This is a genomic window from Pseudoclavibacter sp. AY1F1, assembly GCF_002931075.1.
Lineage (GTDB): Bacteria > Actinomycetota > Actinomycetes > Actinomycetales > Microbacteriaceae > Pseudoclavibacter.
In genome coordinates this window covers 24,248-48,106 of the sequence record NZ_PSTQ01000001.1, presented here as the reverse complement: position 1 = coordinate 48,106, position 23,859 = coordinate 24,248, and the positions used below count along the sequence as shown (strand labels likewise).

26 protein-coding genes are annotated in these 23,859 nt (G+C 66.8%); 17 read left to right on the top strand and 9 right to left on the bottom strand.

The features are described 5' to 3' along the window. The first annotated feature begins 16 nt into the window (after positions 1 to 16). Positions 17 to 1,675, top strand: coding sequence for an MDR family MFS transporter (locus C5B85_RS00220; RefSeq protein ID WP_104284741.1), 1,659 nt, complete (start codon positions 17 to 19; stop codon positions 1,673 to 1,675). 10 nt (positions 1,676 to 1,685) lie between these two features. Continuing rightward, a complete protein-coding gene (locus C5B85_RS00215; protein WP_181064204.1) occupies positions 1,686 to 2,159 on the top strand; it encodes a MarR family winged helix-turn-helix transcriptional regulator in 474 nt (157 codons plus the stop codon). Positions 2,160 to 2,266: 107 nt separating this feature from the next. On the opposite strand, the gene C5B85_RS00210 is transcribed toward C5B85_RS00215, so the two are convergent. Then, the gene (locus C5B85_RS00210) at positions 2,267 to 2,713 is read right to left on the bottom strand and encodes a DUF805 domain-containing protein (RefSeq protein ID WP_104284077.1); all 447 of its coding nucleotides are present in this window, start codon (positions 2,711 to 2,713) and stop codon (positions 2,267 to 2,269) included. 198 nt (positions 2,714 to 2,911) lie between these two features. Here C5B85_RS00210 and C5B85_RS00205 point away from each other — a divergent pair, with 198 nt between their 5' ends. From C5B85_RS00205 to C5B85_RS00160, 10 genes are all read left to right on the top strand, one after another. Then, complete coding sequence (locus C5B85_RS00205; protein ID WP_104284076.1) at positions 2,912 to 3,271, top strand: hypothetical protein; 360 nt, start codon at positions 2,912 to 2,914, stop codon at positions 3,269 to 3,271. A gap of 86 nt (positions 3,272 to 3,357) precedes the next feature. Continuing rightward, a complete protein-coding gene (locus tag C5B85_RS00200) occupies positions 3,358 to 3,666 on the top strand; it encodes an ATP-dependent DNA ligase (protein WP_068495442.1) in 309 nt (102 codons plus the stop codon). Next, a complete protein-coding gene (locus C5B85_RS00195) occupies positions 3,663 to 3,884 on the top strand; it encodes a hypothetical protein (protein WP_104284075.1) in 222 nt (73 codons plus the stop codon). The genes C5B85_RS00200 and C5B85_RS00195 overlap by 4 nt, the downstream gene beginning before the upstream one ends. A 213-nt stretch (positions 3,885 to 4,097) precedes the next feature. After that, the gene (locus C5B85_RS00190) at positions 4,098 to 5,117 is read left to right on the top strand and encodes a glycosyltransferase (RefSeq protein ID WP_258070525.1); all 1,020 of its coding nucleotides are present in this window, start codon (positions 4,098 to 4,100) and stop codon (positions 5,115 to 5,117) included. Then, entirely contained in the window at positions 5,114 to 6,181 is a 1,068-nt protein-coding gene (locus C5B85_RS00185) for a glycosyltransferase (RefSeq protein WP_219819315.1), read from the top strand. Before C5B85_RS00190 ends, C5B85_RS00185 begins: the two co-directional genes overlap by 4 nt. After that, positions 6,178 to 7,197 carry a glycosyltransferase gene (locus C5B85_RS00180; RefSeq protein ID WP_104284072.1) on the top strand — a complete coding sequence of 340 codons (1,020 nt, stop codon included), beginning with the start codon at positions 6,178 to 6,180 and terminating at the stop codon, positions 7,195 to 7,197. Before C5B85_RS00185 ends, C5B85_RS00180 begins: the two co-directional genes overlap by 4 nt. Beyond that, positions 7,194 to 8,072, top strand: coding sequence for a glycosyltransferase family 2 protein (locus C5B85_RS00175; protein WP_146077782.1), 879 nt, complete (start codon positions 7,194 to 7,196; stop codon positions 8,070 to 8,072). Before C5B85_RS00180 ends, C5B85_RS00175 begins: the two co-directional genes overlap by 4 nt. 48 nt (positions 8,073 to 8,120) lie before the next feature. Beyond that, complete coding sequence (locus tag C5B85_RS00170) at positions 8,121 to 8,588, top strand: transporter substrate-binding domain-containing protein (RefSeq protein WP_258070524.1); 468 nt, start codon at positions 8,121 to 8,123, stop codon at positions 8,586 to 8,588. After that, positions 8,585 to 9,568, top strand: a complete 984-nt coding sequence (locus tag C5B85_RS00165) for a cation diffusion facilitator family transporter (RefSeq protein ID WP_104284070.1) — start codon at positions 8,585 to 8,587, stop codon at positions 9,566 to 9,568. The genes C5B85_RS00170 and C5B85_RS00165 overlap by 4 nt, the downstream gene beginning before the upstream one ends. Next, positions 9,565 to 9,837, top strand: coding sequence for a GlsB/YeaQ/YmgE family stress response membrane protein (locus C5B85_RS00160; RefSeq protein WP_104284069.1), 273 nt, complete (start codon positions 9,565 to 9,567; stop codon positions 9,835 to 9,837). The genes C5B85_RS00165 and C5B85_RS00160 overlap by 4 nt, the downstream gene beginning before the upstream one ends. Before the next feature lie 20 nt (positions 9,838 to 9,857). On the opposite strand, the gene C5B85_RS00155 is transcribed toward C5B85_RS00160, so the two are convergent. Beyond that, positions 9,858 to 11,039, bottom strand: coding sequence for a benzoate/H(+) symporter BenE family transporter (locus C5B85_RS00155; RefSeq protein ID WP_104284068.1), 1,182 nt, complete (start codon positions 11,037 to 11,039; stop codon positions 9,858 to 9,860). A gap of 100 nt (positions 11,040 to 11,139) precedes the next feature. Then, the gene (locus tag C5B85_RS00150; RefSeq protein ID WP_104284067.1) at positions 11,140 to 11,874 is read right to left on the bottom strand and encodes an SDR family oxidoreductase; all 735 of its coding nucleotides are present in this window, start codon (positions 11,872 to 11,874) and stop codon (positions 11,140 to 11,142) included. A 90-nt stretch (positions 11,875 to 11,964) separates the two neighbouring features. On the opposite strand from C5B85_RS00150, the gene C5B85_RS00145 reads away from it, so the two are divergent. Beyond that, complete coding sequence (locus tag C5B85_RS00145) at positions 11,965 to 12,432, top strand: Rrf2 family transcriptional regulator (RefSeq protein WP_258070572.1); 468 nt, start codon at positions 11,965 to 11,967, stop codon at positions 12,430 to 12,432. 40 nt (positions 12,433 to 12,472) lie between these two features. Here the strand turns inward: C5B85_RS00145 and C5B85_RS00140 are convergent, their stop codons facing one another. The 5 genes from C5B85_RS00140 to C5B85_RS00120 form a co-directional block, all read right to left on the bottom strand. Next, positions 12,473 to 13,510 (bottom strand): DNA polymerase IV, encoded by a 1,038-nt coding sequence (locus C5B85_RS00140; protein ID WP_104284066.1) that lies wholly within the window; start codon positions 13,508 to 13,510, stop codon positions 12,473 to 12,475. A gap of 433 nt (positions 13,511 to 13,943) precedes the next feature. Continuing rightward, positions 13,944 to 16,025: a PTS glucose transporter subunit IIABC gene (locus C5B85_RS00135; protein WP_104284065.1), complete on the bottom strand. Its 2,082-nt coding sequence runs from the start codon at positions 16,023 to 16,025 to the stop codon at positions 13,944 to 13,946. 8 nt (positions 16,026 to 16,033) lie between these two features. After that, positions 16,034 to 17,713, bottom strand: coding sequence for an alpha,alpha-phosphotrehalase (locus tag C5B85_RS00130; RefSeq protein ID WP_104284064.1), 1,680 nt, complete (start codon positions 17,711 to 17,713; stop codon positions 16,034 to 16,036). Between the two features lie 166 nt (positions 17,714 to 17,879). Next, positions 17,880 to 18,902: a LacI family DNA-binding transcriptional regulator gene (locus tag C5B85_RS00125; RefSeq protein WP_181064203.1), complete on the bottom strand. Its 1,023-nt coding sequence runs from the start codon at positions 18,900 to 18,902 to the stop codon at positions 17,880 to 17,882. Between the two features lie 128 nt (positions 18,903 to 19,030). Further along, a complete protein-coding gene (locus tag C5B85_RS00120) occupies positions 19,031 to 19,519 on the bottom strand; it encodes a TOBE domain-containing protein (protein ID WP_104284062.1) in 489 nt (162 codons plus the stop codon). A gap of 265 nt (positions 19,520 to 19,784) precedes the next feature. Here C5B85_RS00120 and C5B85_RS00115 point away from each other — a divergent pair, with 265 nt between their 5' ends. From C5B85_RS00115 to C5B85_RS00095, 4 genes are all read left to right on the top strand, one after another. After that, positions 19,785 to 20,165, top strand: a complete 381-nt coding sequence (locus C5B85_RS00115; protein ID WP_104284061.1) for a PadR family transcriptional regulator — start codon at positions 19,785 to 19,787, stop codon at positions 20,163 to 20,165. Positions 20,166 to 20,167: 2 nt separating this feature from the next. After that, the gene (locus tag C5B85_RS00110; RefSeq protein WP_104284060.1) at positions 20,168 to 20,704 is read left to right on the top strand and encodes a hypothetical protein; all 537 of its coding nucleotides are present in this window, start codon (positions 20,168 to 20,170) and stop codon (positions 20,702 to 20,704) included. 190 nt (positions 20,705 to 20,894) lie between these two features. Then, on the top strand, positions 20,895 to 21,860 hold the full coding sequence (locus tag C5B85_RS00105) for a tyrosine-type recombinase/integrase (protein WP_181064202.1): 966 nt from the start codon (positions 20,895 to 20,897) through the stop codon (positions 21,858 to 21,860). Between the two features lie 661 nt (positions 21,861 to 22,521). Beyond that, a complete protein-coding gene (locus tag C5B85_RS00095; protein WP_104284057.1) occupies positions 22,522 to 23,124 on the top strand; it encodes a hypothetical protein in 603 nt (200 codons plus the stop codon). A 72-nt stretch (positions 23,125 to 23,196) separates the two neighbouring features. Here the strand turns inward: C5B85_RS00095 and C5B85_RS00090 are convergent, their stop codons facing one another. Continuing rightward, complete coding sequence (locus tag C5B85_RS00090; RefSeq protein WP_104284056.1) at positions 23,197 to 23,787, bottom strand: hypothetical protein; 591 nt, start codon at positions 23,785 to 23,787, stop codon at positions 23,197 to 23,199. Positions 23,788 to 23,859 lie beyond the last annotated feature (72 nt).

Here is a 23,859-nt window from a genome sequence, read left to right as displayed (position 1 = left end):
GCTCACCGAGTCCGGCATGAGCCGCCGCCAGGTACTGCAGGCCCTCTCCGGCCTCATGCTCGGCATGTTCGTGTCGATGCTCGCCTCCACCGTCGTGAGCACGTCGCTCCCCCTCATCATCAGCGACCTCAAGGGCGATCAGAGCGCCTTCACCTGGGTCGTCACCGCGACGCTGCTCGCCACCACCGTCTCCACCCCGATCTGGGGCAAGCTCGCCGACCTCACAAACCGCAAGCTGCTGCTGCAGATCTCGCTCGTCATCTTCGTCGTGAGCTCGGCGATCGCCGGCTTCGCGCAGGACACGTCCATGCTCATCACGATGCGTGTGTTCCAGGGCCTCGGCGCCGGCGGACTCGGAGCGCTCAGCCAGATCGTCATGGCTGACATCCTCAGCCCACGCGAGCGCGGCCGCTACGCCGGCTTCTTCGGCGCAGTGATGGCGCTCGCGACGGTTGGCGGCCCGCTGCTTGGCGGCGTCATCACGGACGCCTTCGGGTGGCGCTGGAACTTCTTCGTCGGCCTGCCGTTCGCAGTTGTCGCCCTCATCCTGCTGCAGGTGACGCTGCACCTGCCGAAGCCGAAGAAGCGCAAGGTGAGCATCGACTACTTCGGCATCGTGCTCATCTCAAGCGGAGTCTCGCTGCTCCTGATCTGGGTGACCCTCGCCGGCTCGCAGTTCGAGTGGAACTCGCTCCCCTCCTACCTCATGGTCATCGGCGGCGTCCTGCTGCTTGTCATCGCCATCCTGGTCGAGCTGCGCGTCAAAGAGCCGCTCATCCCCCTGACGCTCTTCCGCGACCGCACGTTCACCCTCGCGGTCGTCGCGAGCGTCTCAGTCGGCGTCGCCATGTTCGGCACAAGCGTCTTCCTGAGCCAGTACATGCAGCTCGCGCGAGGCGCGACCCCGACCGAGTCGGGCATTCTCACGATCCCGATGATGGCGGGACTGCTCGTCGCATCGACGATCGTCGGCAATCTCATCAGCCGTCGTGGCAAGTGGAAGGCGTTTGTCGTCACGGGAAGCGCGCTCATGGTCGTCGGCCTCTTCCTGCTGAGCCGCCTGCACTACGACACCCCCTACCTCTACGTGGGCCTCTCGATGTTCGCGCTCGGCGCCGGCGTGGGCATGGTCATGCAGAACCTCGTCCTGGTCGTGCAGAACAAGGCAGAGGTCAAGAACATGGGCGTCGCCACGAGCGCTGTCACGTTCTTCCGCAGCCTCGGCGGCACGATCGGTGTCTCGGTTATGGGCTCGATCCTCGGAACGGTCGTCGCCGAGACGATCTCCACGAGCGTCAAGGCGCTGCCGCCAGAGCAGCAGGCTGTAGCGGCCCAGTCGCTTGCCGGCGGCAGCATCCCGCAGCTCGCGACTCTCCCGGACTGGCTGCGGATCCTCGTCGAGGACGCCTACGGCACCTCGGTTGGCGCGATCTTCCTCGCCGCCCTCCCGCTGGCAATCGTCACCCTCATCGCTGTCTCGTTCCTGCCGAACGCACAGCTCGGCACGCAGAACGCCGTGCAACGCGCGAAGGGTGAGGACTCCGCCGCCGAGCGCGCGGGCGCCGAGTCGACCTCGGAAGAACTTGTGGAAGTCGCGGAGGCCATGGTGGGCATCCCCCGCACGGGGGCCATCCCCATCCTCGGCGACTCGGGACGCAAGGCAGACCGCACCTAGGATGATGACCATGCCAGAGTCCCCAGACGACGCCGACTTCGCCGAGGCGATCGCCTCGGTCGAGTCGGAGCTTGGCACGTTCTACCGACGCGTGCGCACCACCTGGAGCGAGTCTGCCGTCGCGGTTCACGCGTCACTGCAGCCCATCGGCTACAAGATCCTCTCGGCGCTTGTGCAGCACGGCACGGCCCACGTGGGGACGCTCGGCGAGCAGCTCGCGATCGACAAGAGCGTCATGAGCCGCCAGGTTCGGATGCTCGAGGAGTTCCAGCTCCTGACGGTCGGATCCGACCCGAACGACGGTCGGGCGCGCATCCTCACCCCCACCCCGTTCGCGGTCGAACGCGTCACCGAGGTGCGGGCACGCAACCGCCACCGATTGCACGCCGTGCTGCGCGACTGGACCCCGGAGGAGCTTCGCGTCTTCTCGGGCCTCCTCGGCCGATTCGGCGCCGTCGGCGAGGCCGTCACCCCCGCGCAATAAGCACCGCGCGGTTGCCCCGCGGCCCGACAACGCACGCCCCGCTGCCCGACAGCAGGAACCGCCGCCCTCACACGAGGGCGGCGGTTCTTTCGCGGAATACGGGGCCGTTACTGCGTGTCGAACCGGGCACCCTCAGGACGCGAGGCGCCCAGCACGAAGACGAGCAGGATGATCGGACCCGCGATCGGGACGAAGACAATGAACCACCACCAACCGGAGCGGTTCGTGTCGTGCAGTCGACGGAACAGCAGTGCGAAGCTCGGCACCAGGATCGCGAGGCTCCAGATCGACTGGATGACCGTGACGACCGGGTTCCCCATGCTCGCTGCCGCGAACCCATCCGTCGTGTCCACGGAGGTTGTGCCGGTGAGCGAGCCGATGAGGAAGAAGAGCGCGTTCACGATGACGCCGACGAGCCACCACCACCAGTACTCGCTGCGGCTGGCCCGGCCGGAGAAGACGGCGTACTTCTTGAAGAATCGCTTCACCGCCTGACCGAGGCTGGCTCCGTAGAGCGGCGGGTAGAGCGGGGCGTCGAGCTGAGGGGTAGACATCACGGGCTCCAATCAGGCACAGCCAATACATAGGGATCTGGTCTGAGCGTAGCGCCGGATAGGCAGACGCTTCGTTTCGATTTGGCAAACAGCTGATTCCGCTTCATACAACGATGCAGAACGCAATACTCCGAGCGCACACAACTGACGCTGAAAGACTCTTCGAGTTCTGATCGCGTGCGACCGTCTGGAGGGACGATGGACCAACTTCACTACGCAGGTGGCGTCTACTTCACGAGCACGAAGATCGCGCGAGAGCTGGTGGGCTACGCGGCGGCTCTCGCCGAAGTTCACCAGGCAAGCGTCGTCGAGATCCCGGTCCGGCATAGCGACGGCACCGCGAATGTCCTCTCCGTACTGGTCGGCCCATCGAGTCAGATCGCGACAGAGACGGTCGACACCGAGCTTCCCGAGTTCGACGACAGCGAGGCTCTGGCGAACTTCCGCAGGCTGCGCGCCGCACTGGCAGACGAGGTCTCAGTGCCAGAGGGTCTCGTCGAGGAGGGCTCGTCGAACGACCCACGCGTGCCGCATCCCGACTGGCTCGACGAGCTCTAGCGTGGCTCGCTGGTCAAGGACCGGCTCCCGCACAGTGATAATGGACGGCGCGCACAAAACGCCAGTGACAAGAAAGCAGGATCAGCGTGGGGAAGTTCATCTATAACTCCGAGGTCACCGTCGACTTCGAAGACCGCCTGCTCGCGCACCTGCAGCTCGCGATCGGCACGAAGCTCCGCCGTGGGGAGTCGTTCTTCTTCAGCTGGAAGGACAACAACGCCGGCGGCGACGGCCGTAGTACTGTCTGGATGCACCCCGCCGTGCCGATCCGCTTCAAGTTCCTCGGCAGCAGGCAGGTGCACATCAATCGCTCGTGGGTCGAGGCCCTCGTGCAGGGTGCGAACTCACAGGCCGGCTTGGCCGTCATCGCGGAACCCGCTGAGAGGGTGTCATGAACGGACAGACCAGGATCGAGCTCCTGTATCAGGGCGAGACCTTCTCGAGGCTCGTGGATGATGTCGACGCGTTCCGCGACGACATCCGCGACCGTGTGGCCGCAGGCGAATGGTTCTGGGTCCGCGGCGATCGCGGCGAGGGCCGACTCGAACCTGCCAATCTGCTCGTCGGTCCCGGAACCGGCATCGTGGTCGTGGAGCCATACCCGGGCGACTGAGCTGAGCAGTAGCCTCAGCTCGCGCAAGCACGCTGACCGTGGGCTGTCAAGAGGCGGACGCTCCTCGGCCTCGACTGGTTATGTGGAGGAGTGTCATCCCCCAGCACTTCCCACGTCGTCGGCGACTCCAGCCGAAGCATTCGGGTCGCGAGTGTCCCGTCAGGGCACGTCTACGTTAGGCACCTCGCAGCCACCGGCATTGAGGCGCCTTCTGTGCGTGTCATCCGCCTCCCCGACCCGCATCCTGACGGCTCGGGACGCGTTGCCGAGGACCGCTGGTGGCCGCCGGTCATGCTCGAGCCCACCTGGATCGACGAGCACGCGGACGACTTCGACGTCTTCCACCTGCACTTCGGCTTCGACGCCCTCTCCCCCGAAACACTGCAGAGTGTCGTGGATGCGCTGCGCCGACGAGCGAAGCCCCTCGTCTACACGGTGCACGACCTCACGAACCCCCACCACGCGACGCCAGAGGCGCACACGGCACACCTCGACATCCTGATCCCCGCCGCGGCTGAGCTCATCACGCTCACGCCGGGGGCAGCCGACGAGATCGAGCGACGCTGGGGCCGCCGACCGGTTGTTGTCCCGCACCCGCACATCGTGGAGCCAGGCGAGGCTGAGGCCGCGATCGCCGCGCGGGAAGACCGTAACGGGCGCTTCCGCGTCGGCCTGCACGCGAAAAGTCTGCGCGCGAGCATGGACCCGCTGCCTGTCATCGAAGCGCTCGCCGAACTCACCACTCTCGACCCCCGCATCGCGGTGCAGGTCAACGGACACCGTGATGTCCTCGACCCGGGTGGCATGAACTACGAAGCAGCACTGGCGGCACGGCTCCGAGAGCTCGCCGACGCCGGACTCATCGAGCTGCGTGTCCACGACTACCTGAATGACGCCGAGCTGTGGCGCTACCTGGCGTCGCTCGACGCCTCCGTGCTGCCGTACCGTTTCGGCACGCACTCGGGCTGGCTCGAAGCGTGCCTGGATCTCGGAACCGCAGTCGTAGCCCCGGATGTCGGCTACTACGCCGATCAGGGGCCGGTCTTCACGTACCACCGTGACCCGTCTAGCGGGCTCGACCCCGAATCGCTGCGGGCCGCGGTGCTCGACGCAGCGCGCTCGCCCGCGCACCGCCACTCCCCCGAGGCACGAACGGCAGAGCGCGCACGGGTCGCCGCGGCCCACGCATCCGTCTACGAATCCGTCCTGAGCCTGGAAGGAGTGTCACGTTGAGGATCTGCATCATCGGCCCCTCGCGCTTCCCCATCAGCGAGCCATTCGCGGGCGGGCTCGAATCGCACACGCACGCGCTCATCCTCGAGCTCAAGCGTCGCGGCCACGAGGTGACGCTCTTCGCGGCCCCGGGCTCCGACCCAGCGCTCGGCGTCGAGCATCTCGCCGTGCAGAGCTTCACGATGAGTGAGATGGCCCGCCGCGACGTCGGCGCGATGCCGATCGAGTGGATGCACGAGCATCATGCCTACCTCGCACTCATGCTGGACCTCGCGCGCACGGCCCCAGCACGCTTCGACGCGGTCCTCAACGTCAGCATCCACCACCTTCCCGTCGCGATGTCGGGCCTCCTCGAGGTGCCGTTCTTCACGACCCTGCACACGCCCCCCGTCGGCTGGATCGAGTCCGCCGTGCGCATTGGCGGCTCGACTGGGACCTTCATCGCCGTCAGCCAGCACATGCGGGACGCCTGGGCGGCGAGCGTCGACTGCGAGGTGATCCTCAACGGCGTCGACACCGAGCGACTGCAGCCCGGACCGGGCGGCGGGGCCGCCTTCTGGTCGGGCCGCATCGTGCCGGAGAAGGGCTTGGAGCTTGCCATCGACGCCGCGGTCCACGCCGGGACGGCCCTGGACATCGCGGGGCCCATCTTCGACGCCGACTACTTCGAAAGCGCCATCCGGCCACGCCTCGGCCCCCGAATCCGCTACCTCGGGCACCTCGACCACGCGACCCTCTTCGAGCACCTCGGCCGGGCAAGCGTGACAATCGTGACGCCGAGGTGGGACGAGCCCTACGGGCTTGTCGCAGCAGAGTCACTCGCCGCGGGCACACCCGTGGCTGCGTTCGACAGGGGCGCGCTGCCCCAGATCATCGACGAGCACAGCGGCAGGCTCGCGGCACCCGACGATGTGCCGGCGCTGGCCGCCGCGCTTCTCGAGGCGGCAGGGCTACCTCGAGAAGGTGCCAGGCGTCGGGCTGTGGCCTTCTGCTCCCTCGTGCGGATGGTCGACGAATACGAGGCGCTGCTCGGCGCCCAGGTGGAAAGGCGGGAAGCGGCATGACCGAGACAGGCTCGCCCGGTGCCGGGAGCATCGGCTACTACGTGCACCATCAGGGCGGAGGGCACGCGAGGCGCGCACTGGCCATCGCACGGGAGTGCACGACCCCGGTGACGGGGCTCTCGACCCTCCCCAAGCCGGAGGCATGGCTGGGCCCGTGGATCCGGCTCGAGCGCGACGATCTCGCCGTCTCGCCGCTCGAGCCCACGGCCAACGGTGCCCTGCATTGGGCGCCCGTCGACGACGAGGGCATGCGCCGACGCATGGCCCGCATCTCGGCGTGGATCGCAGACACCGAACCGACGCTCTTCGTCTCCGACGTCTCCGTGGAGGTCGCCGCCCTCGCGCGTCTGCACGGCGTGCCCGTCGTCTCAGTGGCACTGCCCGGCGTGCGCACCGACGCGGCGCACACGCTCGGCTTCGGCCTCTCCGACGCGATCCTGGCCGCCTGGCCGGCGAGCGCCGAGGGGATGCTGCCTGGAGCATCATCCCGCGTGCTCGCCCGACTGCATGCGGTCGGCTCGATCTCCGCTGCCCAACGCTCGCCCGGTCGAGGGCCTGGCCCCATCACGCGTGTCCTGGTACTGGCGGGGGTCGGCGGAGGAGGCATGTCCTCAGCTCAGATCCGCGAGGCCAAACGGCAGACCCCAGGCGTCGAGTGGGACGAGATCGGCACCACGCCAGGGAACCGAGTCGCCGACCCGGGCCCGCGCATCCGCGAAGCATCCCTCGTCATCACGCACGCCGGCCAAGGGTCGATCGCCGACGTCGCGGCCGCGCAGGTGCCCGCCATCGTCGTGCCCCAGGATCGGCCCCACGACGAGCAGTTCGCGGCCGCGCAGGTGCTCGCATCGACGCCCGAGCTGCCTGTCATCGTCACCGACACCTTCGAACGAGACGACTGGGCGTCGCTCCTGGAAACAGCTGCAGGGCTCGACGGCCGGAACTGGGCGGCGTGGAACGACGGTGCCGGGGCGCTGCGCGCCGCCGCGCTGCTTGACCGCTTGGCACGCCGATGAGGACCGCGACGATCACGGTGGCACACGGGCGCCATCGACACCTGCTCGAGCAGCGACGAGGGCTCCTCCGACAGTCGGTGCCGGTGGATGACGCCATCGTCGTGGCCATGGATGACCCCCAGATCGCTGAGCTCATCTCCGACGGCCTTCTCCCGGGAATCATCGTCGAGATGCCCGCCCAGGCAAGCGCGCTCCCGCTCGCGGCGGCACGCAACGAAGGCGCGCGGGTCGCGCTCCAGCGGGGTGCCGAGCTGCTCGTGTTCCTCGACGTCGACTGCATCCCGGGTCGTGGGCTCGTCGAGGCATACCAGGACACCGCGCGCGATGATCGATGGGCATCGTGCTTGCTCAGCGGGCCGGTGACGTACCTTGAGCCTCCCGGGCCGAACGGTTACGACGCCGAACGCGTTGAGCTGAAGGATGCTCCGCACACCGCCCGTCCTGCCCCGACACCCGGCGAGGTGCAACCTGGCACCGACAGCAATCTCTTCTGGTCGCTCTCCTTCGCCGTGACCGCCGACACCTGGCGCAGCATCGGCGGCTTCCACGAGGGCTACCGAGGCTACGGAGCCGAGGACACGGACTTCGCCCGCGTCGCTTCGCAGGCAGGGGCGGGGCTCGCCTGGGTCGGTGGCGCACGCGCGTACCACCAGTGGCATCCCACCTCGAACCCGCCGGTTCAGCACCTCCACGACATAGCACGGAACGCGAACCTCTTCAGGGAACGCTGGTCGGCGTGGCCGATGGTCGGCTGGCTGCAGGCGTTCCGGGATCAGGGCCTCCTCAAGGGCGGCGTCGGTGACGAGCCGTGCGTCGTCGTCCACGAACCGGGCAATTCCGCGAGCGCTGAGCGCAGCCACAGCGACGAATCATAGGCTCGGGGTATGGCTCTGCGCGTTGGAGGGTTGAGGAGGATAGGGCGGGTGATCGCCGCGTTGGTCACGGCGGCCCTCGTCGCCGTGCTGGTCGCGGGATGCGGGATGCGCGTCCCAAGCGACCCGGACGGAACGCTTGAGCGGGTGCGCGGCGGTGAGTTGCGGGTCGGGATCTCACACAATCCGCCGTTCACGCATCTTGCCGCGGGTGCTGAACCGACGGGCGTCGAAGTCGAGCTCGTCGAGGGATTTGCTGACGAACTCAATGCATCCGTCACCTGGGTCGCGGGCTCAGAAGCTGCCCTCGTGCAAGGACTCGAAGACGGAAACCTGGACCTTGCGGTCGCAGGGTTCCGCGACGATTCCCCCTACGTGGACGAGGCCGGCTCGACGAGACCGTTCCTGGAGACGGAGGACTCGGCGGGCGGCAAAATCTCCCACGTGATGCTCACGCCGATGGGCGAGAACGCGTTCCTCGTAGAGCTCGAGACGTACCTCGCCGAGGCGACCTCATGAGCGACTCGAGCGACGAGGTGCGGCGTCAGGCGATCCGGCTCGAATGGATCACGATCGGCTTCCTGGCTGTCACGGTTACGCTCGTCTACCTCGTGCTCGGCAATTCTCAGGCGATGAAGGCGGCCTGGCTCGAAGACCTGCTGTCATTCATCCCACCGTTCGCGTTCCTCATAGCCGCTCGCATCAGCCGCAAGGCGGCGACGGTGGAGCACCCGTACGGCTACCACAGGGCAGTGGCGATCGGGCATCTCGTCTCCGGGATCGCGCTGACGTCGATGGCTGTGTTCCTCATCGTCGACTCGAGCTCCGGGCTTCTCGCGCAGGAGCATCCGACGATCGGCTCCGTCGAGCTGTTCGGGCTGCAGATCTGGCTGGGGTGGTTGATGATCGGCGTCATGCTGTTCATCGCGTGGCCCCCAGTCATCATCGGGCACCGCAAGATGAAGCTCGCTTCGAAGCTGCACGACAAGGTCCTGTACGCCGACGCCGACATGAACAAGGCTGATTGGCAGACCGCCGTCGGCTCTGCGGTCGGCGTTGCCGGCATCGGCATCGGCCTCTGGTGGCTGGACTCGGTCGCCGCGCTCTTCATCTCAGCGAGCATCATGTACGACGGGGTGCGCAACCTCCGCATCGCCGTCCTCGACCTCATGGACGAGCAGGCGCGCACGTATGACGGCGAACGCCCTCATCCGCTCGCCGGGCGGCTGAATTCCCTCGTGGATGCCCGCCAGTGGGTCGCGCGGGTCGGCTGCCGGGTGCGAGACCAAGGGCACGAGCTGCAGGCGGAAGTCTTCGTCGTCCCCCTTGAAGGCCACGCGCTCGAGTTGGCGGAACTGGAGCAACTCACGGAGGATTGTCGTGAGCTGGATTGGAAGCTGCAGGACGTTGTCCTGGTTCCGGTCGCAGACATCCCGTCATTTGCCTACCGGGAGCTCAAGCCCATCAAATCATCCCCCGAATCCCAGGAGCACGCGTGAGCTACTTCGCCTTCCTCGCCATCGGTCTGCTCGCGGGGGTGGTCGCGAAGCGCTTCTTACCGACCCGCAAGCAGGACGACTGGGTGGCTCCCCTCTTCGTCGGCGCCCTCGGCGCGCTCTTCGGCGGCTGGCTCGGCAGCGTCCTGTTCTGGAGCAGCACCAGCAACCCGTTCTCGCTGCCGAACTGGACCTCGGCGATCGTGGGCGCCATCGTCTCGCTCGCCGCGTACCTCGTCATCGTGCGCCTCACGGCACCGCGTAACGACTAGCGTGCGGCTGGGCGGGCCACCTAGGTGCGGGGCCGCACGACGAAGCGCACGATGAGGCCCGCCACGAGCGCCCAGAACGCCGCGCTGACGCCGCCGATAGCGATGCCGGATGCGGCGGTCGCGAACGCGACGACGGCCGGCACGAGCTCGCCCGTCTCCGCAAGCGCAGCCTTGAGCGACGCAGCCAGCGTTCCGATGAGCGCAAGCCCCGCGACGGCCGCGATGACGCCCGCGGGGGCCAGCAGCACGAGCGTCCCGAATGCGGCGGAGGCGACGCCGAGGATGATGACAACAACCCCGTTCGTGACGCTCGCGATCCACCGCCTCGAGCGGTCGTCGCCTGCCTCCGGGCCCGCGGCGAGGGCTGCGCTGATGGCAGCGAGGTTGATGGCGTGCCCGCCGGCGGGGGCGCCGACAACGGTGCCGATACCGGTTGCGAGGAGCGACCGGCGCCATGGGACCTCGTAGCCGAGGCCCTTCATGACGGCGACGCCAGGCACGTTCTGCGACGCCATCGTCACGAGGTACAGCGGGAGCGCGATGCCGACCATCCCGGTGACGGAGAATTCTGGCGCCGTGAACTGAACACGGGGTGTAAGGTCGGCGGCGCTGATCGACGCCCCCGACGAGACGATGTGCACGCCGATGACGATGGCGGCGACGAGGAACGAGATCGGCGCCGCCCAGCGCGGCAGGAAGCGCAGGGCCAGCAGCCAGGCCACGACGACGGGCGCGACGGCAAGCGGGTTCTCCGCCATGCCCGTGATCGGGCCGAGGCAGAGCTGGAACAGCACCCCGGCGAGCATGGCCTGCGCGACGGAGACGGGGATGCGGGACACGAGTGCACCGAGCTGCGGAATGAGCCCCGTGACGACGATGAGGATTCCCGTGATGAGGAAGGCGCCGACTGCGACGGGCCAGCCGCCCTCTACGGTTCCCGTCGCGGCGAGCAGCGCAGCTCCTGGCGTCGACCACGCGACGGTGATCGGCAGGCGGGTCCAGGTCGCGAGGACGATGCAGCCGAGGCCCATCGTGACGCTCACTGCGAGGAGCCCGCTCGACGCTTGGTCTGGGCTCGCCCCGACGGCGGTGAGACCGGTCAGCACCACGATGAACGAGCTCGTGAACGCGACGAGTGCCGAGACGACGCCGGCCGAGATGGGGCGAAGGATGCCCTCGCGCGGCGAGGTGCTGCTTGTCATCCAGGTCCTCGTCTCGTCCGCTCGCGCATCCCGCGATCTGCAGTTCAGCGTAGAGGCAGGGCGGCGGGCGGGCGAAACGGCGAGGCGACGATGGCGGTGCCTAGGCCTGACCGGCGAGCCATTCGCTGAATCCCGGGCCGGCGATTCTAGCGCCGGCCCCAGGCAGGCACGCTCCGTCCGCCATTCCTTCGCTGGCGCGCACGCCGACAACCTCGACCTCGGTGCCGCGCGCCGCGGCGACACTGCGCACGAAGTCGGTCAGCTCCCCCGCTTCCGGGCCGGCGAGTTCGACAAGCGCTTCGTCGACGCGCCCGTCAGCGATCTGCACCAGGAGGCTCGCGATCTCGGTGACGGCCACCGGCTGGGTCTTGAGCTCTGGGATGACCACCTTGTCGCCGTCTCGGTTCCAGTCCAGCATCTGCCCTGGGAACTCGAGGAACTGGGCGGCTCGCAGGATGCACGCGTCCGGTCCGTGCGCGACTGCCGTTTGCTCCTGGGCGAGCTTGGCTACGTAGTAGCCGTAGTCGGGAACTTGATCGATGCCGATGATCGAGAGCGTGACGGTGCGGGCGACTCCGGCGGTTTTCGCCGCGTCGCCGAGGTTGCCGGCAACGGTGGTGAAGAACTGCGTTGATTCAGCCTCGTCGAGTGTTGGGCTCTGGGTGACGTCGATGACTGCGTCGACGCCGGCGAGGCGCTCAGCGAGTCCCTCTGATGACGTGAGATCGACGCCGTTCTGGCGCGACAGTTCGACGACGTCGTGGCCTGCGGCGGCAGCTTCGTGAACGACGTTGCGGCCGACGAGACCGGTGGATCCGGCGATTGCGATGCGCATGATGACTCCCTCGCTAACTCGGATAACTTTTATCCGCGTACTCGAGCATACACAGACAACACGTATCCGAGTATGATCGGAGACGTGAAGATGTCCGCGGGGGTCGAGTGGGGCCTCCACTGCTGCGCCGTCCTCAGCGCCAGCGAAGCGCCGGTTCCCGTTGCACAGCTGGCCGAGTTGCATGGCGTCTCGAAGACCTACCTGGCCAAGCACATGCAGGCGCTTTCCAAGGCCAACATCATCGCCGCCGTCGAGGGGCGCGACGGCGGCTACCGACTTTCCCGTCGGCCCGAGGACATCACCGTGTACGACGTCGTACGTGCTATCGATGGGCCAGAGCGCGCTTTCAGGTGCACCGAGATACGCCAACAGGGGCCCCTCGCCTCGCCACCGGAGGCCTGCACAACGCCGTGCGGCATCGCGAAGGTCATGGCAAGGGCCGAGATCGCCTGGCGCGACTCGCTGCGCGGCGTCTCAATCGCGGATCTCGCCGCATCGGTCGACGACGCCACACCAGGCGCGTGGGATGGCGTTCGCGGATGGCTTTCCGCAGGCTGACACCCCTCACCGGCACGCAGCAGATCCAGGCACGCGCGGCTTAGAAGAGCGTGGGCTGCACCATCTCGACTGGGACGAGGCCCGTGAGGGTCACGCTGGCAGACTCGAGCTCGGACGTGTTCGAAGCGACTAGCAGCTTCCTCGCCACGGGCATCCACACGTCGAACGAGGCGCTCGAGTCGATTCCCGAGTACTTCTCCCTGACCGGGCCGAGCCCTATCGGCCGCAGCTCCAGCTTGATACCGGTCGCACTGAGGCCCGCCCTACTCGCGCGATGGCACACACGCTCGACGCACCCCTCGACCACTTCCTCTGGGGTTCGGTCGGCGCGCGCGTAACCGGACGTCGAAGACTCCGAGGTGAGGGTCGTGCGGTGCCTGATGGGCGAGATCGTCGCCTCATCCGTGCCGGCGCGGATCCGCCAGAGCCTCCTGGCCATCCCAGTCCCGCACACGCGCAGCAGCTCGTCACGCGGGATGACATCCACGTCGCCGATGCGCGAGACGCCGAGCTTGATGAGCCTCGCCTCCGTGCGCGCGCCGATGCCCCACACCTCGCCGATCGGCAACTCCGTGCGCAGCTCGAGTTCGCGCGCCTCGTCGATGACGTGCACGCCGTCCGGCTTCGCCGCGCGCGAGGCGAGCTTCGCCATGAGCTTCGTGCGGCCGATGCCGACGCTGACCGGGATGCGCAGCTCAGTCGCGGCGCGCCGCCGCAGCTCGTGCGCGACCCCCAGCGCCTCCTCCGCCGTGCGGGCGCTGACGTCAAGGAACGCCTCCTCGATCGAGCCAGGCTCGATGCCGCGCGCCAGGGAGTCGAAGAGGGCGAAGAGAGAATCCCCCACCGACTCGACTTCCTGCCGGTAGGACTCGACGAGGAGGATGCGCGGGCACAGCTCCCGCGCTTCCGTCACGAGCATGCCGGCGTGGATGCCGAACTCCCGCGCCGGATAGTTGGCGCTCGCGATGAAGAGGTGCGCCACCGCGGCGACGGGCTTGGCCGCGAGCTCCGGCCGGTCGCGCAGGGCGACGGACGCGAAGAAGGAATCGGCGTCGGCGTGGAGCAGGTACGAGTTCATGACCGAACCATCGTACCTATGTACTACGGGGTGTTCGAGGGATGCGCGCGTCGCGTGTCACGCACCCGCCCTACCGTCCGGGCACACCGTCCTTGAGTGTGATTGCGATGACGCCAGGGTTCGTGCTGCGATGAGCGCGCGCATCCCGTACCTCGACGCCACCGATGTCGAGGCTCTGCTGACTCCGGCGGCGGCAGTGGACGCGCTGTGCCGCGCACTCATCGACGGGCCCGCACTCACCGATATCCGCACCTCGGCCGGGCGGACGTCATCGTCGAGGACGCCGGCGCGGCATTGCGCGAGTACGGCTGACGCCGACGAGCGACCCAAGACCGAAAATCCCCGGCAGCCGTTCGAGTGCGCATCCTCGACCGACTACCGGGGTTTTCGCTCTGCCGCCCCTCACCGCCACCGAGGTGGCGAAGAGGGAACTCTAGACGCCCGCGGGCTCGCGCTTCCCGAGACGCACCTTCTTGACGGCGCGCTCGGTCTCGAGGTCGTTATCGCTGTACCCGAAGAAGTACGTGAGCGTGAACGACACGACGAGCGCCGCCGCTGAGGCGATGAGGAAGCCCCAGAAGCTGTGGTCGAGCCCCTCAGGGTTGACAAACGAGGGGAACCCGACGAACGCGCCAGTGAAGCCGTACATATTCACATCCATGAGCCCCGTGAGGAACCCGCCGACCGCTCCACCAGCTGACGCGGTGATGAAGACGCGCCCGTACTTGAGGTTGAGGCCATACATGGCAGGCTCGGTGATGCCGGCGAACGCCGAGATGGTAGCGGGGCCCGCGAGGGTCTTGATCTTCTGGCTGCGCGTCTTGATCCAGATGGCAAGCGCACCGCCACCCTGAGCGACCATGGTGGCCGAGATGATCGCGTTGAGCGGCGACGAGCCGTCGATCGCGATCTGCGAGGCGACAAGCGGGATGACCGCCCAGTGCAGGCCGAAGATGACGAGGCACTGGTAGAAGGCGCCGATGACGAGCCCCGCGATGGCGTAGTTGAGCTCGAGCACTCCGTTGATGCCGTTGGCGATACCGCCAGAGATGAACATGATGATCGGGCCGAAGACGACGAGCATCACGGTCGAGATGATGAACACCTCGAGGAGAGGCGCGAAGATCATCCGCACAACCGACGGGATGTACTTCTTCAGCTGCGGCTCGAGCAGCGACGCCAGGTAGGCGGCCACGATGATCGGGAAGATCGAGTACGCGTAGGCATTGCCCTGCGGGAGCGCGACGGGGATGCCGAAGAAGTCGGCGTTGAAGATCGTGTTGCCGAATTGGCTGACGACCATGTAACCGTCGGCTTCCGGGTTCGACATCGTGACGACCGACGGGAACACGAGCACGCCGCCGATGATCGCGACGATGATGGGGTCGGCACCGAAGCGCTTCGCAGCCGTGAAGCCGATGATGATGGGCAGGAAGTAGAACATCGACGACGACATGGCGTCGATGAGCGCGTACGTTGAGCTGTCGCTCTCGACCACGCCGAACTGCGTCAGGAGGGCGAGGATGCCCTTGAGGATTCCGGATGCGGCGAGCAGGCCGATCACGGGGATCATCGACCCCGTGATGACGCCGATGAGGGAGCTGAAGCCGAACTGGAACCAGCCGACGACGGTGGTCGGCCGCTCGACCGGCTCAGCATCGGCGGATGCCTCCCCCGTGCCGCCGATCACGCGAACCACGGCGTCATAGACGTCCTCGACGTCCGGTCCGATGACCACCTGATACTGACCGCCGGCCTTCATGACGTCGATGACGCCGCCGAGGTTCGAGACGAGGTCATCGTTGGCGATCGACTCGTCCTTGAGCGTGAAGCGCACACGGGTGATGCAGTGGATCACAGTGCGGATGTTGTCCTTGCCACCCACTCCCTCCACGATGTCGTAGGCGAGGGCGTCGAAACCGGTCTTGCCGGATGGGTGCCCCGCCGCGACCTCTGGCTTGCCCGTCGCCGCCACCACGGTCGCAGGGTCAGCGTCCGCGGGTGCGGCGATCGGCGCTGCCGCCGGTGCAGGTGCATCCGCCTCGGGAATGTCGAGGGTCGCGGCACGCTCGCCGAGCCCGATGGGTCCGGTCACTGCCTGCACGGTCCCCTTCTTCTGGGCCAGGTTCAGGAAGATGACCATGGTCATCGTGCTCTTGCCTGCCGCCTCGACGGCCGCGAGGTCCATCCGTCCAAGTGGCTGCCCCGCCTCGACGCGTTCGTCGACTTCGACGTGCATCGAGAACGGCGCCCCTTCGAGCTCGACGGTGTCGATGCCCATGTGCACCAGGACCTCGAGCCCGTCGTCGGTGCGGATCCCGAACGCGTGCGCGGTCTTGGCGACCATGATGACGGTTCCAGCGCACGGCGCGACGACGTCGTCAGCGCTCGGTGCCACGGCGAACCCGTCGCCCATCGCCTTCGAGGCGAACACGGGGTCTGGGACGTCGGTGATGGCGACCATCGCGCCGGCGAGCGGCGCGACGATGCCACCACTCAGTTCGGTTTCTGACATTACTGCTCCTAGCTTTCGGAAGATTCGAGGATGATCGCGAGCGCCTCGTACGGCGCCAGCTCGACGTCGGAGATGGCCGGTGCGTCGAGGCGATCGGTGTTGGAAATGAGCACACGACCGGAGATGAACTCGGCCGGCACCTCGATTCGGGTCGAGGCTGCGGAGAAGTTCGCGAGGACAAGCAGCCGCGTCGTCCCGTGGGTGCGCTCGTAGGCGAACACGTGAGGGTGGTCGAGAGCGACGCCAGCGACCTCACCGTGACTGATCACGGGATGCGTCTTCCGCAGCTCGATGAGCGTGCGGTAGTAGGGCAAGATGCGCCCGTCGGTCTCCTCGGCGGCCACGTTGATGAGGTCGCCGTTCGTGGGCCTGAGCCATGGTGTGCCCGCAGTGAAGCCGGCGCTCGGGCCCGCGTCCCACTGCATCGGGGTGCGTGCGTTGTCGCGGGCCTTCGCGCGCACGATCTCCAGCGCATCCTCGTCGGACATCCCGGTGCCGACCAGTGCTTTGTGGGCGTTCACCGCCTCGACGTCAACGTAGTCGCCGATGCTCATGTACTCGGGGTCGGTCATGCCGATCTCCTCGCCCATGTACACGTACGGCGTGCCGCGGAAGAGGTGCAGGACGGTGGCGTGCATGGTCGCCGACTCGACCCTGTACGCCGTCGGGTCGCCGAAGCGGTTGAGCGCGCGCGGCTGGTCGTGGTTGTTCCAGAACAGGGCATTCCAGCCACCGCCAGCCTGCATGCCATCAGCCCACTCCATCAGGACACGACGGAGGTCGTCGAGCTCGAAGCGTGCACGCGACCACTTCTTCCCGTCCGCGTAGTCGACCTTGAGGTGGTGGAAGTTGAACACCATGGAGAGGGCGCCGGAGTCGGGATGCGAGTACTCGACGCACCGCTCGATGGAGGTCGAGGACATCTCGCCGACCGTCACGCATCCGGCGTCCTTCCCGTAGGAGGCCTCAGCCAGCTCGCGGAGGAACGTCGTGACGAGGTCGCCATCGGTGTACATGAACCGGTCGTCGGCGCCTTCAGGAGCCGAGGGCAGGTCGACGGGTTTCGAGATGAGGTTGATGACGTCGAAGCGGAAACCGCGCACGCCCTTCACGCGCCAGAACTCGACGACCTTCGCCATCTCGCGGCGAACTCGAGGATTATGCCAGTTGAGATCAGCCTGCGTGCGGTCGAAGAGGTGCAGGTAGTAGTCGTCGGTCTCACCGAAGCGGCTCCACGCCGGACCACCGAACTTCGAGACCCAGTTGTTCGGCAGTCCCCCGTCTGAGCCAGCCGGTCGCACGTAATAGAAGTCGCAGTACTCGGGATCCCCCGCGAGCGCCCGTTGGAACCACACGTGCTCTGTCGACGTGTGGTTGAGCACCATGTCGAGCATGACCTCGATGCCCTCGGCCTTGAGGCCCTCGACAAGCTCCTCGAAATCCGCCATCGTTCCCATCTCGGGGTCGATGCGGTAGTAGTCGGAGATGTCGTAGCCGTTGTCGGCCTGCGGCGACTCGAAGAACGGGTTGAACCACACCATGTCGACGCCGAGGGAGGCGATGTACGGGATCTTCTGGATCACGCCGCGCAGGTCGCCGACGCCGCTCCCCGTGGAGTCGAGAAACGACTTCGGGTAGATCTGGTAGACGGTGCTCTGCTGGAAGCCGCCGTTGGATTCTGTACGCATCGGCCAAAGCCTAGAACCGGAAGCGAGGCCTTTTCGGGCGCTTGCGTGACTGTTGCGTGACTTTGCGCAAGTGGAAAGAGCACAGCGCGCAAGTGGAAAGAGCACAGTGCGCAAGAGAGAAAGAGCACAGCGCGTAAGCCGGAGAGAGCACAGCGCGCAACGCTCGTCAGCTCGAGGTGGAACGCCCCGTCGACTCGCGCACGACGAGGCGTGTCTCGAGCGTGACCGGCTCGCTCGGCGGGTCCCCCTGGAGCGCTCGCAACGCCATAGATGCAGCGAGGTGGCCCTGCTGACGCGCCGGCTGCGCGATCGTCGTCAGGTGCATGAGGCTCGCAATGGGGCTGTCGTCGACTCCGATGATCGAGAGGTCCTCCGGGATGCGCACCCCCGCCTTCCGGAACGCCGACATCATGCCGGAAGCGAGATCATCGGACGACGCGAAGACGGCGTCGGGGAGGCGATCGCCCGCCAGGAGCTGCTCGGCCGCGGCTTGGCCCGCGCCTGTCCCGAACGGCACCTGCACCTGCCAGCTGGGGTCGAGCCCGGCGCGCTGCATCCGCGCCGCGAAGCCCTCGGCACGCCGACGGGAGGCGTTGCCTGGCGTGCCCTCGTGGTCGGTGCTCGACACGTAGACGATGCTCTTGCATCCGCTGTTGATGAGGTAGTTGGTGGCCTGCTGGCCGACAATGTCGTCGTCGATGCCGACGCTCGCCACGCCCTCCACAAGGGACCCCGCGACCACGACGGGCACGCCGAGGCGGCGCACGTCGGGGACCGGCATGCGCCGTGGCATCGGGACAAGCACAACGACGTCGCTGTTGCGAGAGAGGGCGGTTGCCTCAAAGAGCTTCGCCCGCTCGCTGCCGGACAGGCCCTGATAGACCGTGAGCGTCGCACCCGTCGGAGTCAGCACGTCGTGCAGCCCCGCCAGGATCGAACCGAACACCCAGCGGTCGGGTTCCGGGATGACAGCCGTGATCCGACCCGCGGCTCGAACATCTCTGCCCGCATCCCGGGCCGATTCGTCGGCCAGGTAGCCCTGCGCGCGTGCGATCCGGCGGATCTCGGCGCGCTTCGCGGTCGAGACTCCCGGCACCCCGCTGAGCGCCCTCGAGACGGTGGAGACGGAAACGCCCGCGGCGGCGGCGATGCTCGCCATCCCCACTGGGGAGGTGTCTTCAGGCTCCATGTTCGTGACTATAGCGGCTCGGATGCGGGCGATTGGCGAAGCGGACCGGGTCACCCTCTCCGAGAAAGAGAGTGACCCGACGAGCAGTGGATGCAGGACGCCAGCGGCCGGTCGCGGAACGCGCGTCGCTAGTGTGCCGCCGTCCCGTCGTCCTCGTAGTCCGTCTTCGGCAGCAGCCATCCGCGGTCCTGTGCGAGGCTCACGCGCACGCAGTCCATCGGCTTCAGGATGTCCTCCACCGAGGGGTCCGAGACCTGCGCGACGATCGTTCCTGTGTCTGTCTCGATCTCGTACTCGACGCTGTCTCCGTGGAAGATGGCGTTGAGGACGCGCCCGATGTCCCCGTGCACCTCTTCAGCCTCGACGCGCTCGGAGAGGCGGACCGACTCCGGCCTGATCATGAGGAGCACCTCCGTGTCGATCGTGACGCCGTCCTGGCAGTCGGTCTCGAACTCCCGGCCGAGCGCGACAACGCGCGCCCGTCCATCCGCCGGCTCCGCCAGGAGGGTTGCGTCGAGGAACGTCGCGCGGCCGATGAAGTCGGCGACGAACACTGATTCGGGTCGCCGATAGACCGTGTCCGGGACATCCACCTGCTCGATGCGACCCCTGTTCATCACGACGATGCACTGCGTCGCCTCGGCGAAGCAAAAGGCGGACCATGCACATCGGGCTCGGAACGCTGGCACGACGAACCACCTCTGCCCTCCCGCCTGTGGGAAGCCATGACGCGTTTGGTGTGGCGCGGATAGCCGTCTCGTCGTCAGCATTCACCCCGCGAGCGTAACGGAGCCTGGCCCGCCTCAGACCGCTCCCTTCGTTTCTACTTGAGCCACAGCCATCTCCTGGTTTTATCTTGCAATGCAAGATAGTGTGCAATGCATGACCACTCCCGTTGGCGCACAACTTCGCAAGGGCGTCGTCGAGTACTGCGTCCTGGGGCTGCTCCAACAGGGGCCCGCCTACGGGTGGCGCATCTCCGAACGCCTGGTCGAGCTTGGCCTCATCGGCAGCATCGGCACCCTCTACCCCTTGCTGAACCGGCTGCGCGAGCGACGCCTGATCGTCGCGCACGCCGACGAGTCAGATTCTGCCCGCCCCCGCAAGTACTTCGCCATCACTGAAGAAGGACTCGCCCAGCTGGAGCAGTTCCGTGCACAGTGGCTGCCGTTCGCGGCAGCCGTCGGAGCAGTCATCGAACCCCATACCGACCTGGCGCACCCCGACGCCGGCCGCCCGCTCGACCAGAAGGAAGCAGGCTAGGAATGAAGCCTTTCGAATCGCAGAATGAAGTCGCCCTGGGCTACCTGAGGGAACTGGATGCGGCGCTCGCGGACACCCCGAAGTATCTCCAGGCGGAGATCCTCAGCGACATCGCCGACGACCTTCGTGGGCTCGACGAAGGCGCGACGCGGATTCGCTTGACGGAACTCGGCGACCCTCGAGTGATCGCGGCCGCCGCACGCGAGGAGGCCGCACCGCCAGCGACAACAGAGACACCGCGCGGCTACGCCATCGTGACGTTGGTCGTGCTCGTCGCCGGCTGGTACCTCGTGCCCGTCCTGGGGTGGATCGCGGGACTTGTCATGATCGCCTCCGGAGCGCACTGGCAGGGCAAAGTCCGCAGGAACGGGATCCTCGCATCCGTCGCCGTGATCGTCGTCTCGACGCTCGGTCTGCTCGTATTCCGCGGGAGCGACGCCTGGCTGGTGGGACTTGTCATCTTCGCCGCAGGTCCGCTCATCGGCAACATCTTCGTCGCCGACTACCTACGCCGAAACTGGGCTGCAGCAACGACATGAGGAGGAGTGGGCCCGGTGGGGCTCGAACCCACGACCCGCGGATTATGAAGTTTCAAACCTCGGGCAGCCAACGTTCTGGGCCGCCCCACTGACCATCCTGGGTCTTGCCCTCAGCCACCTTCAGCACCAACGAGATAACCGGTAATTCTACGGGACTGTCCCGATCCCCGGATTCTGCTACATGGATACAGTGAACGACGAGTACAGGGACTACCGTCACTACCTCTACGCAGGCCGGAAAGCTCCGGGGACTATCGAGCAGAGGCTAGGCGACCTAGAACGCTTCCAGCGCACGACTGGGCTCCTGCCCCGCAAAGCAACCGCACGCGAACTGCTCACCTACATGTCAAACGGCTACTCGGACTGGAGCCCTTCGTACAGCAAACGGATTCGCGGCACGCTCCGGAGCTACTACCAGTGGAGAGTCCAGGACGGACGAGCATCCGAAGACCCGAGCGAGAGCCTTCCACCCATCAAGGTCCCCAAGCGCCGAGCCCGCCGCCCAGCGCCAGATGAAGTCGTGCTAGCAGCGTTCGACAGCGGAACACTGGTGGAGCGGGCAATCATTGCGCTGGCGGCGTCGATGGGGCTTCGACGCAACGAGATTGCCAGCCTGCCGCTCTCGGCCAGAGACGGCAGCACGCTCAGAGTCGTCGGTAAGGGATCACGGGAGCGAGTTCTGCCACTCGACTCGGACACGCTGCACCTCTTAGTCGAACTCGAGGGACAGGTCCTCCCGGGACAGCACTACTACTTCCCCGGACGCTTCCCGGGAACCCACCTTCACAGCCATACCGTCTACGAGTACGTCAAACGGCTCATGCCCGAGGAGTTTCCCCACTCACTTCGACACCGAGCAGGGACTAAGGGGTTCCGCGAGACGAAGGACATCCGGGCCACTCAAGAGCTACTCGGGCATGCGTCTCTCGCGACGACCGAGGTCTACATCGAGTCCGATCTGCGCGATGTTGCAGCTCTGACCAGGGCAACCAGCATGAGTCGGATACGTAATCCAAGTTCCCAACCTCTCACCGGCTTGGAAGACCTGATCGAAGCAGCTGCGAAGCTCGGCAGCCAGCTCGCTCCGTTCGGTTGGGATGTGCAGATCATCCGATCGTCACAGCCAGCCCCGGACGCGACGGTAGGTGTGCAATGAGGGTTGAGAATCGAGCTCGACGTGTTCCGGAGGTCATGCTCGTCCAGGGTCGGACCTGTGTCTGGTGCCGCTTCCCCATACCCGTATCGATGCGATCGGACGCACGGGCGTGCTCGGCTGCATGTCGGAAGCCGCTCTCCCGTTACCGCGCGAGCATCGGATGTGCCCCGGCCCGCAGCGCAGGAAATCCGGTTTCCTTCGGCTTCGCAGAACTTGCGAGCGAACGCCGCGACGGTCGCACGGATACGGTGAGGGCGCTGCACAGCGGCGAATCCGGTCTCGCCGCTCTCGTACACGAGCTCGGCATGTTTGAGGCGTGGGCGTTGGCTCTTCGCTGGTCAGTCGCCCCCGCCGCCCTTGAGCTATGTCCAGGCGCACGGCTCGGCCCGATTCATCGTCCGGGGAACGCGGACGCGGTGGACGCTGTCCTGTTCGGAAGCACGCCGCCCGCGATGTCGGGCGAGGTTCCACCGGTGCGCCTGAACACACGACGCCTGGACCGGCAGCAAGCCACGATGCACAAGCCCGCTCAGTTCTGGCGGTGGGTGTTCGAGACCTTGGACGTTCGGCAAGGCGACCAGTTCACGGATGTGTATCCAGGGGCGAGCGGTGGCCGACAAGCGTTCGAGATCTACACCCTCACAACGGAAGGACAACGACCATGACCCACGCACCCGCGCCGGCCTTTTACGCCGGCATGCACCAGGCGACGCGCTCACCCCTGGACAACGAGGGGATCGACGCACGCGGAGTGCAGCATCGCTTCGGCACTCCGAGCGAGTTGGAAGCGGGGACGCGGGAGGTGGCTGGGCGCTTGCATGCGATCACGGAGCATGTCGGGGAACAGTTGGCACGTTTGGACGTTGCGGGATCCGCGCAGGAGCGTGCTGAGTTGACTTTGGACGCGGCCGCGAAGATCCGTGAGGCGCACCAAGCAGTCCTGGCCCCCGTCGAGGCGCTCGAGCGAGCCGAGGTGCTCGCCGCCCTGGACGCACTGACGGCTGGGTGGGAACAGGTCGATGAAGCTGAGCGCGTCGAGCTCCTGAAGGACGTGACAGACCCTCCGCAGTTGATCCCGGGAGTGTGGGTGAACGAACGGGCAGCCCATCGAGAGGTGCCGATCGCGCTCGTCTACGAGACGGTCTCACCTCTTGGCGTCTCGATCCGCGACGTGGTGTGGCCGTCTGGGTTCTACCCCGCTTCGAGCTGGCGTCTCGTTGACACCAAGCCTGCACCCCGTTGGAGGAAGCCCCCGAAGATCTAGCGGTCCACCAACGCGACTGCGCCCCCTTCTCAAAGAGAAGGGGGCGCAGCGCTGTCTGGAGGCGTTGTGGGCTTATGCAGGTGTCAGCGCGACGAACCGCATCGTGTCCTGTCCCCAGTAGCAGGACTGGAGCAGGAGCGTGCCGCTGAGGCCAACAACATCGCCGGTGGTACTGCCGTGCTTGGCGACGTCGCGGGCGTCGGTGACAACATACGTTGCGGTCCTTCCGTCCTGCTGCTGAACGGTGACGTTCGTGCCGAGCTGCCAGGGAAGGACGATGTCGCCACCGCAGTTGTTGTGTGCGGCGTAGACCGGCTGCAGGGTGGCTTCCACCCGGTACTGCTCGAGCTCGGGGAAGCTGCCGTCACACACGTCCAGGAGCGCTTCGGGGCCAAGCTCGCCCAGGCGCACGGTCGGCAGCGCGGGACCGGCCACCGGATCGGTGCTCTCGGCGTAGAGCTCCACGGCCTGCGCCACGTGTCTGACCTGGCCGACGGCCTGCTGGGTGAGGTCCGGGGCGAGGACGGACACGGCGATCGCTGCGGCGCCCATCGCGATCAAGGCCAACGAGGCGACGTTCGTGAGGCGCTGTCGACGTCGACGCGCGAGGCGGAGCGTCCGGCGCGTGGGCAGTCGATCTGGGGATGCAGCGGACGTGCGCATGCGACTCCTTCATCTGCTAGTCGTGAAGCGGTGTCAGTGCGCAATGGCCCGCACCCAGAAGTGGGTACGGGC